This is a genomic window from Burkholderia sp. MR1-5-21 (genome assembly GCF_053427715.1).
Genome location: NZ_JBSAXD010000005.1, coordinates 172053 through 186973 on the forward strand (window position 1 = coordinate 172053; position 14921 = coordinate 186973).

At 62.4% G+C, this 14921-nt stretch carries 12 protein-coding genes and 3 pseudogenes; 9 read left to right on the forward strand and 6 right to left on the reverse strand.

What is annotated here, in order from left to right; all coding sequences use genetic code 11:
- Positions 1-31: 31 nt before the first annotated feature.
- Complete coding sequence (locus ACV229_RS09270) at positions 32-307, reverse strand: DUF4242 domain-containing protein (protein ID WP_448082822.1); 276 nt, start codon at positions 305-307, stop codon at positions 32-34.
- A 391-nt stretch (positions 308-698) separates the two neighbouring features.
- Complete coding sequence (locus ACV229_RS09275) at positions 699-1310, reverse strand: histidine phosphatase family protein (protein WP_448082823.1); 612 nt, start codon at positions 1308-1310, stop codon at positions 699-701.
- On the opposite strand from ACV229_RS09275, the pseudogene ACV229_RS09280 reads away from it, so the two are divergent.
- The 3 genes and pseudogenes from ACV229_RS09280 to ACV229_RS09290 form a co-directional block, all read left to right on the forward strand.
- Positions 1280-1704: pseudogene (locus ACV229_RS09280) on the forward strand (helix-turn-helix domain-containing protein); the annotation flags it as partial. The gene ACV229_RS09275 and the pseudogene ACV229_RS09280 overlap by 31 nt on opposite strands.
- A 24-nt stretch (positions 1705-1728) precedes the next feature.
- A pseudogene (locus ACV229_RS09285) lies at positions 1729-1833 on the forward strand (rhodanese-like domain-containing protein); the annotation flags it as partial.
- 69 nt (positions 1834-1902) lie between these two features.
- Entirely contained in the window at positions 1903-2655 is a 753-nt protein-coding gene (locus ACV229_RS09290; protein WP_448082824.1) for a hypothetical protein, read from the forward strand.
- 292 nt (positions 2656-2947) lie between these two features.
- On the opposite strand, the gene ACV229_RS09295 is transcribed toward ACV229_RS09290, so the two are convergent.
- Entirely contained in the window at positions 2948-4543 is a 1596-nt protein-coding gene (locus tag ACV229_RS09295; RefSeq protein ID WP_448082825.1) for a GMC oxidoreductase, read from the reverse strand.
- Between the two features lie 188 nt (positions 4544-4731).
- Here ACV229_RS09295 and ACV229_RS09300 point away from each other — a divergent pair, with 188 nt between their 5' ends.
- From ACV229_RS09300 to ACV229_RS09320, 5 genes and pseudogenes are all read left to right on the forward strand, one after another.
- Positions 4732-5829, forward strand: a complete 1098-nt coding sequence (locus tag ACV229_RS09300; protein ID WP_448082826.1) for a DUF6765 family protein — start codon at positions 4732-4734, stop codon at positions 5827-5829.
- A gap of 192 nt (positions 5830-6021) precedes the next feature.
- A complete protein-coding gene (locus ACV229_RS09305) occupies positions 6022-6699 on the forward strand; it encodes a toprim domain-containing protein (protein ID WP_448082827.1) in 678 nt (225 codons plus the stop codon).
- Positions 6689-7258, forward strand: a complete 570-nt coding sequence (locus ACV229_RS09310; RefSeq protein WP_448082828.1) for an exonuclease — start codon at positions 6689-6691, stop codon at positions 7256-7258. The genes ACV229_RS09305 and ACV229_RS09310 overlap by 11 nt, the downstream gene beginning before the upstream one ends.
- 24 nt (positions 7259-7282) lie before the next feature.
- Entirely contained in the window at positions 7283-8089 is an 807-nt protein-coding gene (locus tag ACV229_RS09315) for a radical SAM protein (RefSeq protein ID WP_448082829.1), read from the forward strand.
- A gap of 144 nt (positions 8090-8233) precedes the next feature.
- A pseudogene (locus tag ACV229_RS09320) lies at positions 8234-8917 on the forward strand (lactonase family protein); the annotation flags it as partial.
- Between the two features lie 184 nt (positions 8918-9101).
- On the opposite strand, the gene ACV229_RS09325 reads toward ACV229_RS09320, so the two are convergent.
- Together ACV229_RS09325 and ACV229_RS09330 are read right to left on the reverse strand one after the other, a co-directional pair.
- On the reverse strand, positions 9102-10061 hold the full coding sequence (locus ACV229_RS09325) for an aldo/keto reductase (protein ID WP_448083005.1): 960 nt from the start codon (positions 10059-10061) through the stop codon (positions 9102-9104).
- 53 nt (positions 10062-10114) lie between these two features.
- Positions 10115-11164, reverse strand: a complete 1050-nt coding sequence (locus tag ACV229_RS09330; RefSeq protein ID WP_448082830.1) for a proline racemase family protein — start codon at positions 11162-11164, stop codon at positions 10115-10117.
- Positions 11165-11838: 674 nt separating this feature from the next.
- Between ACV229_RS09330 and ACV229_RS09335 the strand changes: the two genes are divergently transcribed.
- Positions 11839-12987, forward strand: coding sequence for a branched-chain amino acid ABC transporter substrate-binding protein (locus ACV229_RS09335; RefSeq protein ID WP_448082831.1), 1149 nt, complete (start codon positions 11839-11841; stop codon positions 12985-12987).
- A 112-nt stretch (positions 12988-13099) separates the two neighbouring features.
- Here ACV229_RS09335 and ACV229_RS09340 read toward each other — a convergent pair whose 3' ends face one another.
- Complete coding sequence (locus ACV229_RS09340; RefSeq protein ID WP_448082832.1) at positions 13100-14914, reverse strand: protein kinase domain-containing protein; 1815 nt, start codon at positions 14912-14914, stop codon at positions 13100-13102.
- Positions 14915-14921 lie beyond the last annotated feature (7 nt).

Sequence of the window (14921 nt, forward strand, 5' to 3'; positions counted from 1 at the left end):
ACTCAGGGCCTGCGGGCATGCAAGGGCGGCATCAGGCTTCGGCGGTGGTCGGATCGATGATTGTCATGACCCGTGCGACGCTGTCCGCCGGAAAACCACCTCGTCGCGCATGTTCCCTGACGAGTTCCTCGCTCTCCGCGTTGTAGACGCAGTAGACCTTGTCACTCGTCACGTAGCTTTGCACCCACTGGACGTCCGGGCCGAGCTCCTGCAGGACGCTGCACGACTTCTGAGCGATGGCCTGCAACTCGGCGGCCTTCGAGGCTCCGATTCCGGGAATGGCGCGTTCGATCACAAATTTTGGCATGACAGTCTCCGTTGAGGTGAAGAGGAGCTCCTAAGGTACGCAATGTGCATGTGAGCAAGCGTGTGAGGACCACATTCAACGCAAACTGGGATCGATTCCGGACCATCACCAGAAATGGGCACAAAGTCAGCGCAAACGATGGCAAAAAATCCCTTGAGTACGGCCGCTACGTCTTCCTGACCGGACGTTCAACGGTACGGTTTTTCCATTCCGGCAATGACGCTTGCTGGCCGAACCCGGAAATTCGTCACGGCCGGAAGTTTCGCTGGCCCCGTACGGCTCGGAACTTCCGTAGCCGACCCGTTTGAGGCACCGGCGAGAAATATACAATCGGCTCAAATCCACCTGTATTCGGCCGTTCCCGGCGGCACGTAATTGATGGAGCGAACAATCAGTTGCGACGGATTGCCGTGAGGTTTTTTCCCGAACTGACCGCCAGCTTCCATCCGTCAAACGAGCGAGTGAATTCCGTGAACGACAGCGGTGAAACGTCAATTCTCGACATGGCTTTCGGTTCTGCTTGCTGCGCATATACGATTGCGGCACGAACGACGACGGAATGAGTCACCGCAACGATATTGCCTTGATGTGGAAGGCATTCCAGCCAGTGACCAACCCGGCATATCACGTCTTCGAAAGAGTCCCCGCCGTGCGGCGATGCACATGGGTCTTCTAGCCAGGTTCTGAGTGCCCCCGGCATATCGCGAGCCAGATCGCGCAGTGACTTTCCGCGCCAGTCCCCGTAGTCAACGTCACGAAGCGCCTCTGGCGCTGGCGCCCCCGATCGCGGCGGAGTGGGCGCGGGACCACGCGCGGCGCCTTGAAGGCGGCTACCTGTCGCTGACAACGACGCTTTTGCGGCGCATGCCGATGGCAAACGCGCCGGCCTGACGGCGCCAAACATGGCTGGCGAGTCTTTCTGTGGCGGCTGACTTGCGCTAATCTGGCACCGATCGCGCGGATTGATGGCAGCACCTGTTCGGCGCGCTGTTCGCGCTGACATTGCGCTTCGCCAGCGAAGCGTCGGAGGCGCCGCGCGGGCTGCTCGCGTTCGCACAACGCCCTCGCCCCCAGTCCGCGCTGGCCGCCATGGACGACGAGTGCCAGATCTCGCCGCACTTTGCCATATGTCGCGGACGACCTTCGTGCGGCATTTCGAAGAAGCGCTGGGACGCTCCGCAAGCGCTGCGTTGACGGAGATTCGCGTGACGCTCGCTGCGCGCAAGCTGAGCCAGAGCGACGAGCCGATCGCGGCGATCGGCGAGGCGGTGGGGTACCAGTCAGAGGCGGCGTTTCAGCGCGGGTTCGAGAAGCACACGGGCGTGAGCCCGGCGCGGTGGCGGGCTCAACGGGAGACGACGCCGGCACGCGCCCAATCCGCCGCCGGTACGCCGTAGGACTCGTCATCGCCACACGCCGGGCAACTCGGGCGGCCCGTGAAAGTGATGATCGGAGGAGTAACGGGCTGGATCGACGAAGGGTTTGCGCTCGTCAATGCAACATCGACGGAATCTGCGGGTGCCTAGAATAAACGCTGTCGGCAATACGTTTACTCGTTGTATTCGATCGCTTCGATCGCCCGCCGGCAGACTCCCATGGATGCTCCACTCCGCTCTCTCCCGCGCACTGGCAGCGCGCTCTTGCTGACGGCTTCTCTTGCGCTGTTCGTCGCGTGCGGAGGCGGCGGGGGCGGCGGCTCGGGCGTGGCGGCGGCGCCGTCCGTCTCGATGTCGGGCACGGCCGCCACCGGCAGGGCGCTCGCGAATGCGACGATCAGCATCACTTGCGTGCTGGGATCGTCGAGCGCGACCACGGACGCGGGCGGCAACTACCACGCGACACTCGGCGCGCGTTTGCCGTGCCTTATCACCGCCACCTCGGGCTCCACCGTGCTGCATTCGATCGCGTTCGCCGGCGGTACGTTCAACGTCACACCGGAAACGGATCTGCTGCTGGCGTACATGGCGGCGCAGCTCGGCACGACGGAAGGCAGCCTCATCGTGAGCTTCACTGCCAACGCACAGTTTCAGCTGGCGCTCGGGAACCCGAACGACGTGCTGAACGCGCAAGCGGCCGTGGGCCAGGCGCTCGATCAGCGATTCGCGCTCACGCTCGCCGTGCCGAGCTTCCTGACAACGCCGTTCGCCGTCGGGCAGCCCGGAGTCGACACGGATCTCACGGCGCTCGCGCACGCCGGCGCGATCGACTCGAACGGCGAGCCGGACCCTGTCGCCACCGCGCTCATGGCGACGGCGGGCGCCCAGCATCCCCTGCCCATGCTCCCGGTCCCCTCGACAGGCGGCGGTCCCGGCGGCACCGGAACGGGAGGCGGCGGAGGGATGATGTAAATCTGATATACCCGACGTTCGCATGTTCGCTTTGACGAACCGCTTCTGGCTGCGTCCGGACCGAAGATGTGGCTGGGTCTGCTCACAGCCGTTTGACACAGGGATGCCAACACCAAGCAACTAAGACCGGGACGAAAATTGGGCTAGGGTCATCCGAATGACCGAATGACGCGATAGACGAACGACTCTTCGTGGCCGAAACCGGAAGTTAACTTCCGGCCCACGTCTCGCAGGCAACGGGATGAACGCCCCGCGTAATGACGACATCAAGGTGCAAAATTTCCTCGACCACTCAGCTCTTGCCGAGCAATACGGCGACATTGCGCTCGGCCAGCGCGGCGATCGTGCGCGAGGGATTCAGCCCCAGCGCACGCGGGATCGCCGCACCGTCCATCACGTACAGCCCGTCGTAGCCGAATACTTTTCCGTCCGCGTTCACCACGCCGTCCGCGTGCGTGAGACCCATGTTGCAACCCCCGAGCGGGTGCGGGGTGATCAGCTTGTGGAAGTCACTCCACGTCGGCGGGATGAAAGGTTCGCCGCCCGTGGCAGCCGACAGGCGCCGGTGCGCGTCGACCATCGCGTCGACGACAGGCTGCGATCGCGTGTACGACCAGTCGAGCCGCAATTCGCGACGCCATGGGGCAAACCAGCAGCGACCGAGACGCATTCGCCCGTCCCCCGGATCGATCGCCTGGCCGAACCAGGGCATCATGTTCTCGACTGGGTCGTCGCAATCGAAATGGCGCGCGAAGGCGCGCCAGAACGTGCGCATCACCCCGCCATGCGAGCGCTGCAGGTGGCGGCGCACGAAATCGTGCGCAAGATCGGGCACGCCGCCGTCCTCCACGAACAGACACTGCCCGTTGTCACCGGCGTGGTCGAGGAGGTCGATCGCCGCGGAAATGGTGACGCCGTGCGACGGCGAGATCTTGCGGTGGCTGTAGAAGGTGGGGGTCACGAAGTCGCCGTTGAAGGCCCAGCCCCAGCCAAGCCGCGGTGACAGATTCGGCAGCGTGCGATGTTCGTCACGACAGCGGAGCAGCAACTCGGTACTGCCGATCGATCCCGCGCTGACGATCACCTTGGCCGCCGTGGCGGTTCCGTGCATGCAACGGCCGGCGTCGGGAACGATGACGTCGAAATGCACGCGCCATCCCTGGCCGAGCGGCTCGAGCTTTTGCACCACGTGCAGCGGAAGGATTCTTGCGCCATGGCGCTCGGCCACGGCCAGGTAGTTGAGGTCGAGCGTGTTCTTCGCCAACACCTGGCATCCGATGTCGCAATTGCCGCAGTGCACGCACGTGCCTTGCGGTACCCCATGCACGTTGACGTGCCTGACGGAATGCCGGTCGTCGCGCGCGTCGGGCAAGGACGGATCGTAGGTCGGCGAGAACGACACGGCGAGCGGCAACTTGCGATACCGATCGCCCCAACCGCAGGCGTCGGCGGCGTCGCGCAACAAGCGGGTCCGTTCGCTGATCTGGTTGTCAGGCACCTCCTGGACCGACAGCATCCAGCCCGCGCGCTGATAGTAGGGCTTGAGCGCCTCGTATGTGATCTCCGGCGGCCAGCCAGCGTCGAAGGCGTCGGGTTTGGCCTCGACCGACACGTTGGCGTAGATCAGAGATCCGCCACCCACGCCCGCGGCGGCCACCACCGACATATTGGAGAAGACACGAAGATCGGCCCAGCCATGGAATCGTTGCGGATTCTGCTGGTTCCAGAGCCACGGATCGGTTTCGTCGCGCGGATACGTATCCGGCGTCCAGCGGTGACCACGCTCCAGCACCAGCACCCGCCATCCCGCCTCCGCGAGGCGACAGGCTGCCACCGCTCCGCCGAAGCCGCTCCCGACAACGATGACATCGTATTCAATCGCGCTCATGACGGCGATCTCCTGAATCGACGGCGCGCCTGTCAGCTCGACAACGCAGGGGCGCCCCCTTTGGGGCGTGGACAGCATCGATCTAATATTGAACAGTGTCAATCGTGGCGTGGACAGCGTCGGTTCACGCGCACATGACCGTGCCAGCGTGTTCGTTCGTGGTCGTCGTCCCCTTCGCGGAGGGCCACATGCAAATCGACTTCCATCACGCGGTTACCTATGTGGCCGCACGGCTCGGCGGACTGCCGCACGACCAGGCCAGCACGGTGGCACAAGCCGCCCAGTACGTCGACGACGCAACCTGTGACGGCCCGTTGCAGTTCGACAGCGGCGAGCGCTACGTGCGAGTCACGTCCTCGCACAAGATGCTGGATCTCACGAAGAACGCCGAAGCGGCCGACAACCGGCTGGTCTGGCTGCCCTTCCACTTTCTGCCCGGCAATGCCGCGCCACCGCCTGACTGCACGCCCGAAGAGGCTTTTCTGCATCGGCTGATGTGCAAGCCGGATAGCGACGTCGCGCGCGCGATGGTCGCGGACTGCATCCGTCACCGCGACCTGCCCTTTGCGCTGCACCGGTTCGGCGTGGCGTTGCACACCTACGTCGATACCTGGGCGCACCAACAGTTCGTGGGCGGCGTGTGTGACCTCAATGAGCTCGCTGAAGTGGGTGTGGATGATGATCCCGCTTACAACGCCTCCCCCGCCTATGCCGCAATGACCGGCTTCAAGGAGAGGCTGACGGCATACCTCGCCGACTTCCTGCCCGTGGGTCACGCCGCCGCCACGACCTTTCCCGACATCCCGTTCATTCGATGGCACTTCACGCGCAAGAATGGCGAACAGGTGCAGCGCGATAACCCGACCGACTTCCTCGCCGCCGCGTGCGGCGCCTTCAATATGGTGCGGCGCTACGTCGCCGTCGACGAGACGTTGGCGGACGTGCCGCTGCCACCCGCCGATGACACTGCGATCGACGGTCTGCTGCGCGGTACGCAGGACATCGATGGGGAAACCCGGCATCAGACCTGGATTGCTGCGATCGCGAACGGTACGTTCTCGTTCGGTCCGGCGGAGATCGCCTACGCCAGTCAAGGCCCGACCTCGTGGAAGATGCTCGCTCTCGGAAAGGATCCGCAGGATCCCGAAGCAGAAAAGGACGAGACTTTCGAATTCACGCCGGAATTCCTCACTTCCGATTGGAAACGCTTCCACGACGCGGTGCAATACCAGCGGTTGTTCGTGCTGCACGACCTGTTGCCGCGCTTCGGGTTGTGCGCTTCGTGATGTCGGCGACGACGAAACGATGAAGGGCATGTCTTGTTTTGCAGATCGACCGCTGCCCATGAACCCTACGACGAGCGTTGAAAGCTTTATGCAATTGTTCCTGTTTGCGTGACACATTCGCCATTTCGACTAGACTCAAATGGCCGTTGTGGCCTGCGGCTCCCAAATGCAGACTGTGCGATCTGTACTCTCATGGTTCGGTTTGAAAGCGTTGATCACTTGCGATTACCGTTGTCCGGCGAGTTGCCCGACGAGCGAATTGCGCGCGCCATTCGGCTCGCAGGGACTGCCGGGCAGGCGTACGTCGAGCACCGCGGCATCCCTCTCGCGATAGCGGACGCCGCCGGGATGCGCTTCGACCCGGAATGGGACGGACGGCCCGCCGTGCTGATCGGCTTGTATGACCGCGACGGCGCACTGGTGTCGGTACACGGCCGCTATCTGACCACCGTGCGCGGCCAGAACAAAATGCTGACTGTCGGCCGCGGCGGCGGGGTAGCCTGTGTCGGCGATGGCTGGCATGCGAAACACCTGATACTGGTGGAGGGCATCTTCGATGCGCTCTCGCTGGCGGTGTGCGGCTGGCCCGGCGTTGCCACTATTGGACGTTGGGCGCCCTGGTTGCCGCAGGTCTGCGCGCGGCGTGCGGTGTGGCTCGGTTTCGACGCGAACGCGCCCGGCGATCACATGGCGGCACGCTATACGCAACTGCTGCCGGAGGCAACCATGTTGCGGCTGCTGCCACCGCCGCGCTGCAAAGACTGGAACACGGCACTCGTCAAGCGCGGACCTGCCGCGGTGGCGCGCTGGCTACGCAACCAGCTGGGGAACGCAGGGGACGCCCACAAAAGTACATCCGATGAACAATAAAGGCAGGATTGAAATCTATGTCAGCACGGACGTCGAGGTCGATGGTCCGATTCCAGGGCCTCATTCGATGCTGAGCTTCGCGTCGGCGGCATACGGTGCGGACAAGGTGCTGCATGGCACGTTTTCCGCCAACCTCGAATTGCTGCTCGGCGCGAGTGGTCACCCCGACACACTCGAGTGGTGGCGCCAGCATCCCGCGGCTTGGGAAGCGGCGCGTGCGAATCTGCAGGCGCCGCAGTCGGCCATGACCGATTACGTCGCATGGCTGGAGGCTCTGCCCGGGTTGCCGGTATTCGTTGGCTATCCTGCGGCCTTCGACTTCATGTTCGTGTACTGGTATCTGATGCGCTTCGTGGGCCGGAGCCCGTTCAGCCACTCGGCACTCGATATCAAGACGATGGCAATGGTGCTTCTGCGCAAGGACTATCGTCGCAGCACGAAGAGCGCGATGCCGAAGCGCTGGTTCGACGATTTGCCACATAGCCACGTGGCGCTTGACGATGCGCTTGAGCAGGGAGCGTTGTTTTGCAACATGCTAAGCGAGAGCCGCAAACGCTGACAACCGACACGATTCACCACTGCCATGGACCTGCACTTGCCGCCGATGATTTGCTTCAGGGTCACGCGCTACTGCAATGCGCGTTGCGGCTTCTGTCTCGCGCCGCCCGACGGTGCGCATCCGCCGGCCCCGGTGCTGATGCACCGCCTCGACTGGCTGGCTGGACAGGGTGTGCGGGTCATCCACTTCTGTGGCGGCGAGCCGACGATTCACCCGGCCTTACCGGAATTGCTGATCCACGTCGCGACGCACGGCGGTCGCTCGCGGCTCACGACAAACGGCATCGCCCTGCCCGAGCACTTGTTGCCTGCATTGCGCTCTGCTGGAACGCAAGTCAAGGTGAGTCTGCATGGCGACCGTGCGCGCCACGACGCGCTGGTCGGGCGCGCGGCGTTCGATCTGGCAACCGAACACCTTCGCCGTTTGATTGAGGCTGGAATTCCGACGGCGGTTCAAACGACGATCGTCGCCGATGGCGACTGGGTGCTCGACTGGATGGTCGACTTCTGCCTCACTGAGCATGTACGGCAACTGAGCATTCTTCCGTTCATTCCACGTGGAAACGGCTATCGCACTCAGGGTGAGTACGGGCTGACACCCATGCAGCGGAGCACACTTCGCGAGCGCGTTCGTCGCACGCGTCGATCGCTTCAAGGCCGTGTGGATGTACGCTGGCTCGACTTTTCGGCGCGTCCGTTACATGTGGTTGAAGCCGATGGGCGTCTCGTGCTCGAAGGCGCCAGTGAATCGATGGACACATTGCTGTGCACGATTCCGGGGGATAACGTGCCGAGGAAACGCATTGCTATTCGGACGAGTGTGAGTGGTTAATGTCTTGTGGGCGACTGCGCCAGGCGTTGTCGACTTCCCGAAGCAAAGCTTGCTCTGACCGGTCAGCCCATTTCCGCAGTACAGACCCGAAGGCGCGGTCTAGAAGTCGCGTACCGGCCGAGATGCGGGCTGTTCGCGCGGCCCGTCTCGCAACTCGTGCAGATCGAAGGGCCGACAGGTCCGCATCGGATTGAACAGAAGCAGGCAAAGCCGCATTTCAACCCGTTCGATCCCACAGGCCAGTTTGTCGTCGTGCCGGACAAGGGCCTCGATCGCATCCTTGTTTTCAGGTTTCGGGACGGCCAGCTCACGCCGACGGATCCGGCGTTCGTTGTTTCGCGCGAAACGTCCGGACCGCGGCATCTCGCCTTCCACCCACGCGCCGACTTCGCCTACTGCGTGAACGAACTGGATTCAACCGTCACCGCGTACAGGTATGACCGGGAGACCGGAGCGCTCACGCCGTTTCAGATCCTGTCCACGCTCCCTGACACGTATACAGGTAACAGTCGCGCGTCCGAAATCGAGATTGACGGAAGCGGGCGCTACGCCTACGCGTCAAACCGCGGTTACGACAGCATCGCCATCTTTGGCATCGACCAGGCAACGGGCCGGCTGAAGTTTATCGATGCGGAACCGACGCAGGGCCGGACGCCGCGCTACATGACGAGCACACCTGACGGCCGCTACATGTACGTGCTCAATGAAGATAGCGACAGTATCGTCGCGTTTGCGATCGAACCTGCAAGCGGCCGGCTGACGCCCACCGGATTTTCGATCGCGGTCGGAGGCCCGGTGTGCATGGTCTTCTCTTCGTCTCGCCAATGACACGAAGCTGGTGCGGTCGAACCGCGCCAGCGTGCGGAAACCGGAGAACCGCACCATCAACCATCGTCGACCGGAAGGCGCCACGCGCGCCCGCTGTTGCGCCGCGAATGGCCGCCGGTCATGTCGACGCGATCGTATTTGCCACCAGCCTTCACGATCGGTTGCCTGCCTGTTTGCGCGACCGTTACGGCGTCGGCGCATCCGGCCGGATCAGATCCCGCCGCCGAAGCTCTGCCCAGAATTCGGACGGGATATCGGCCTCGAAGGTCCGCAGGTTTTCATCGAGTTGCGCGACGCTACGGACTCCCGGAATGATCGTTGGAATGGCAGGATGTCCCACCACGAACTGCAATGCAGCCGACTTGAGCGGCACATTGAATTCACGGCATACCTGCTCGATCCTGCGCACGCGTTCCAGAATCGATTCAGTCGCCGGTGCATAGTTGTACCTTGCTCCAGGTACCGCACCGGTCGCGAGAATGCCGCTGTTGTAGCCGCCGCCGATGATCACGGACACCTGACGTTGCTCACACATCGGCAAGAAGCCGTCGAGCGCATCCTGTTCGAGCAGTGTGTAGCGCCCCGCCAGCAACAGGCAGTCGAAGTCGTGGCGCTCGATCGCTTCCTGGGCCACCGCGCATTCATTTACGCCTACACCAATTGCCGCGACGACACCTTCATCGCGCAGGCGCAGCAGCGCCTTCGCTGCTCCTGACATCGCGGCTTCGAAAATTTCGGGTTGACGCTTGCCGTGGGTATACACGTCGACTTCGTGAATCAGCGCAACATCAATATGTTCCAGCCCCATGCGCTGCAGACTGTCCTCGATCGAGCGCATCGTCCCGTCATAGCTGTAGTCGAAATGCGACTCGAAGGGCAGACCGTCCACCCACGGCGCAAAGTCGATCTCGCCGCGCTTGCGGGGCGTGAGCAATCGTCCCACCTTGGTCGAAAGGACGAACTGGTCGCGCGGATACCAGCGAAGACCCTGGCCGCAGCGCGCCTCGCTCAACCCGTGACCATAACTCGGCGCAGTATCGAAATAGCGAACGCCGGCATCCCATGCGGCCTTGATCAGTGTCGCGGCATCGTCGTCGCTGATCGCGCTGAAGAAGTTGCCGATCGGGGCCGCACCAAAGCCCATCACGGTGGTCTCGAGGCCGGACCGCGGCCATCTTCGCTTGGCTACAGGGTTCATTACCAGATGTCCCCAACGGTAAAGCCGTTTACGAACGGGTCGGTGGGATCGAGCACGTATGTATTGAAACCATAGATCCATGACCGTCCCGAGATCGTCGGTACGACACCTGTGTACTTTCCAATCTGCACTTCCGCGACGAGATTGCCCGTGTAGACAACGCCGAGCATACCTTCGTGACGGAAGGGTTCGTTGAGTTTCAACTTCCCTTTTGCGTACAAGGTAGCCATCTTCGCGCACGTACCGGTTCCGCATGCGCAACGATCAAGGGCACCCGTCCAGGTCGCGGGGTTCTCAAAGTCGATCGGTGCGTTTTGAACGGTGACAGTATTGCGCCAATCCGCATTCGGACTGTCAGTCGGTCCGGACAGTTGGGAGACAGTGATCCCGATTCCAGGATAGTCGGGATGCTCGACTGGAAGCTGATCTTGTGCGGCCTTCAGAATCAGTGCGGAAATGCGGGTGATCGCACGCCCATGCTCCGGGATCAGTTCCAGACCTTCAAACTGCCTGACGTCCGCTATGACATAGAACATCCCTCCCCAACCCACGTCCACGGTGACTTTTCCAAGGTGCGGAACATCGATCACGGTGTCCAGATAGGCGGCAAAGGCCGGTACGTTCTTGAAGGTCACTTGAGTAACCTTGCCATCCTTGCAGTCCGCCTTGATACCGATCAAGCCAGCGGGCGCCTCCAGAAAGAATTCCGTGACCGGCTCGTGCATCTGAATCATCCCTGTTTCCAGCAGAACCGTAGCGACCGAGATCGTGTTACCGCCGCTCATCACCGGATATTCAGTCTGCTCCATGATGATGTATCCAGCGGCTGCATCCGGATGCTTCGCAGGCACAACCAGGTTGCAGCAAACCGGCGGATACCCGCGAGGCTCCCGCAGCATCAGCAACCGGATTTGATCGTCATTCTTCTCGAGCCATTTCATTTGCTCGTATACGGTATTGCCCGGAATGTGGGGAACACCCCCCGTAATCACCCGCATAGGCTCGCCAGCGTGCGTCTCCACCGTCTGAAGCGTTCTCTTAAAGGTCACGGTCCGCTCTCCTTTGTCGATGAGAGCACTGAGTCCGACACCGATCGCTTGAGTCAACTCTCTTCGCGCCGCACCCGACATGCTCACGATTCAAAGCGTACCAAGTCAAATCCCAAGGCCCCGGAAACATTTTCTTGGGTATAGCCCGCACCTTTGGTAATAGCCGTTTTTTCGCGACTTGAGATTCCCCGCTTCAAAGGCATTTCGCACGTGACGCTCGAGGTCAATCCGTCCGCTGTGGCCTGATGTCCGTCCTTGGATCGGATATCGATTCCAACCCGTGTTATTCATAGGGAATTCCCTATGAAGCCAGCTTCATCGATCAGTAGGCGGAGGCGTTGGGACGCCGGGCTATCGCGCTCATTGTGGCCGCCAATCCGCGCCACGACTTGCGTCGCGAGCATCCCGTTTTCGATGATTCCTTTCGGCGAACACGACACAAGCGCCTTGCATTACCAAAGGTATGGGAAAGCACGCAGAAAATGTAGATTGAACGGTCAATTTGGCTTGCTACGCTGCAATCCCGATATGCCTGTCATTGCCTTGAGCAAGAACATCGCGCATTCGGGGCACGCTGCCTGGCTGCAGGATGCCCAACCATAACCAGTGCAATCGCTTTGTCAGCGCGTGATTGCTCTCTCGCGCCGATTCTTGTCCCATCCGGGAGTGAACTGATGCTCAGTACTTCTAGAAAATGTATTGCCGCCGGCCTGACCGCCGTTGCCACGTTGCTTGCAAGCAGCCAATCGCTTGCGCAGCAGGTCGTGAAGATCGGCGTGTCAGCCCCGCTGACCGGCGCCGGAGCCGCCAACGGAAAGGACATCGAGAATGGTGTTCGCCTCGCCGTCGAAGAAGCCAACGCCCAGCACATGAAGCTGGGCGGGCAGGAGGTGCGCTTCGAACTGGACGCTGTCGATGATCAGGGCGACCCGCGCATTGGCGTGCAGGTCGCCCAGAAACTCGTCGACGACGACGTGGCGGCCGTGGTGGGCTACTACAACTCCGGCGTCGCGTTGCCCTCGTCGCCGATATTCGCCAAGGCCGGCATTCCGTTGATCGACCCCGCCGCGACGAACCCGGCCATAACCAGGCAAGGGCTGAAGAACGTCTTCCGTATTATCGCCACCGATGCGCAGAACTCCGGAAATGCAGGAAAGTACGCGGTAACGGTCACCAAGGCGCAGCGCATTGCGGTGATGGACGACCGCACGGCATTTGGCCAGGGGGCCGTGGATGAATTCAAGAAGGCTGTCGTCGCGGCCGGTGGCCATATCGTCGCGTCCGAATACACCAACGACAAGGCCGTCGAATTCAACGCGCAGCTCACGAATATCAAGGCGGCGAACGCGGACCTCGTGTACTTCGCCGGACTTGATAACCAGGCGGCGCTCCTGACCAAGCGCATGAAACAACTCGGCATGCGGACGCAGTTCGTAGGAAGCGGGGGCATTGCCGACAGCATCTTCCTCAGCGTCGCGGGCAGTGCCGCCGAGGGCGCAATGGCGTGGGAGTATGGACGGCCGGTCGAGTCCCTTCCCCAAGGCAAGGCGTTCGCGGAAAAATTCAAAAGGAGATTTGGCGCGGATACGTTGACTTTCGCGCCATTCGCCTATGACTGTGCGTGGGTGGCCATCAACGCGATGAAACAGGCGAATTCCGCCAAACCCGGGGTATTCACGCCTGCGTTGCGAACCATGCAGTACGACGGCATCACGGGGAAGATCGAATTCGATTCGTACGGTGACCTGAAACACCCGACGTCGACGCTCTATCAGGTAAAGGGCGCCAAGTGGAAACCCGTGACGACCATCGGCGCCGAGTGACTTTCCGAGCGGTTGTGGTTGAGCCGAGCGTGTGCCGAGGAACAGGGCGTCCAGATAGCGAAACGTAAGCGAGCACCGCCGCGCCTGCAAAATCGCGCATACGGCCAACCACCTACCGGATTCTCAACAGCACCGCGAACAACACGACGAGCAGCAAAACCGACACCATTTGCCAAAACAACACCGGCTCGCGTTCGATCAGGGGCGCAGGCCGCAACGGTTGCCCGGCAGTCGCGTCCGCGGCGAATCGCTCGAGATCCGAGCAGACTTCGAGTACGTCCTGATAACGGCGCGCCGGATCAGACTGCAGCGCTTTCTCCAGGATCAGATCCAGCCACACCGGCGCGTCGGGCCGATGCTGATAGACCGGCACTCGCCCATTGAATCCGTACGGAAACTTTCCGCCGCTGAACAGGCGATAGAGCGTCACGCCGTACGCGAAGACTTCGGAGCGGGCGTCGCCCTGCGCGCCCCGCATCAGCTCCGGCGCCATATAGGCAGGCGTGCCGGGCGAAACGTCCGGAACCGGCACCCCGATGCCGGGCATATAGGCAAAACCGAGATCCAGGAGTCGCGTGCCGTTGTCGCGCATGACCAGCACGTTCTCAGGCTTGATGTCCCGATGATAGATATTGCGACGGTTCAACGCATGGATCGAGTCGCCGAGTCGCCGCGCAATCTCGAACGATTGCGCGAGCGCGAGCGGCCGCGGCGAAGTCAGCATTTTTTCCAGCGTGACGCCGTCGCCAAGCGGCATCACCACATAGAGCCGGGTCTGGCGCCCGGGATCGATCGGTATCGGCGCAAGCACGCCCTCTTCGTCGATCTTTCCGGCCAGCCAGCGCTCGCGCACGATCGACTGGCGGACGTTCTCGTCCTGGTCGACGCGCGGCCTCGGAAACTTCAGCGCGAGTGGCGTCGACGGATTCGCAAGATCGTGGCCGGCAAAGATGCGCGAGTGAAAACCGTCGCTCAGCACGCGCGTGAGCACGTAGCCGTCGATCACGTCGCCTGCCTGCGGCACGGCGGGAATGGGCAACGCGCCGACCACACGTTCGAGGTAACCCAGATCGACAGCGGGCAAGGTGTCCACGTCGATCACGGCAGCCGTCGCATCGTCCGGTGAATGGCGCGCATCGGCGAGCGCGACGAGCTTTTGCGCCGCCGCCAGCGAACCCTTCGTCTGAGACAGGACGGCCTGCATTTCCCGCATCGGAATGCGGCGATAGAGACCATCCGAACACAACAGCAGACGGTCCTTCTCACGAAGTTCGAATGTTTCGACGCGCGTCACGAGGGCTGGCTGCAGGCCGATCGCGTGTGTGACGTACGAGCCGAATGCGACCGGCACCAGGTCGTCGTTGCCCACCTGCGTCAGTTGCCCGTCACGGAACAGGTAGAGGCGAACGTCCCCCGCAGCCACCAGCCAGGCGTTTGCGCGCCGCACGATCAGCGCGGCAAACGAGGCCGCCATCTGACTCAAACCCGGATCGGAGCGGCCGATCTGATGAAGCCAGCCATGTATCGATTCCAGCGCACGGGAGGCGGCCACTTCGGGCTGCAGCGTGTCCGTTATCCCGTAGTAGGCGTCGATGAACGTCCGCACCGAAAGCTCCGCCGCTACCCGTCCGCCTTTGCCGCCGCTCATCCCGTCGGCCAGTGCGACCACGATTCCGCGCGCAACGCGCTCGGAGAGGTCCCCTGACATGACACCCACGTAATCCTCGTTCGTCCGGCTCGCTCCGCTCGCGCGAGCCGGTTTCGACACACAGCCGACGTGGAGCGCCGCGCATTCGCCGCGTTCCGGCTCCACCGTCAGTTCGAATACGGTGTCCGGGTGATCGGGCCCGCTGGTCGCTCGGCCGTTCGCTGCGTCGGGCGCGCGCGCCCGGCGAGCGACGGCCGGCCTGTCGAGGTCAGAACTCATCGAGAAA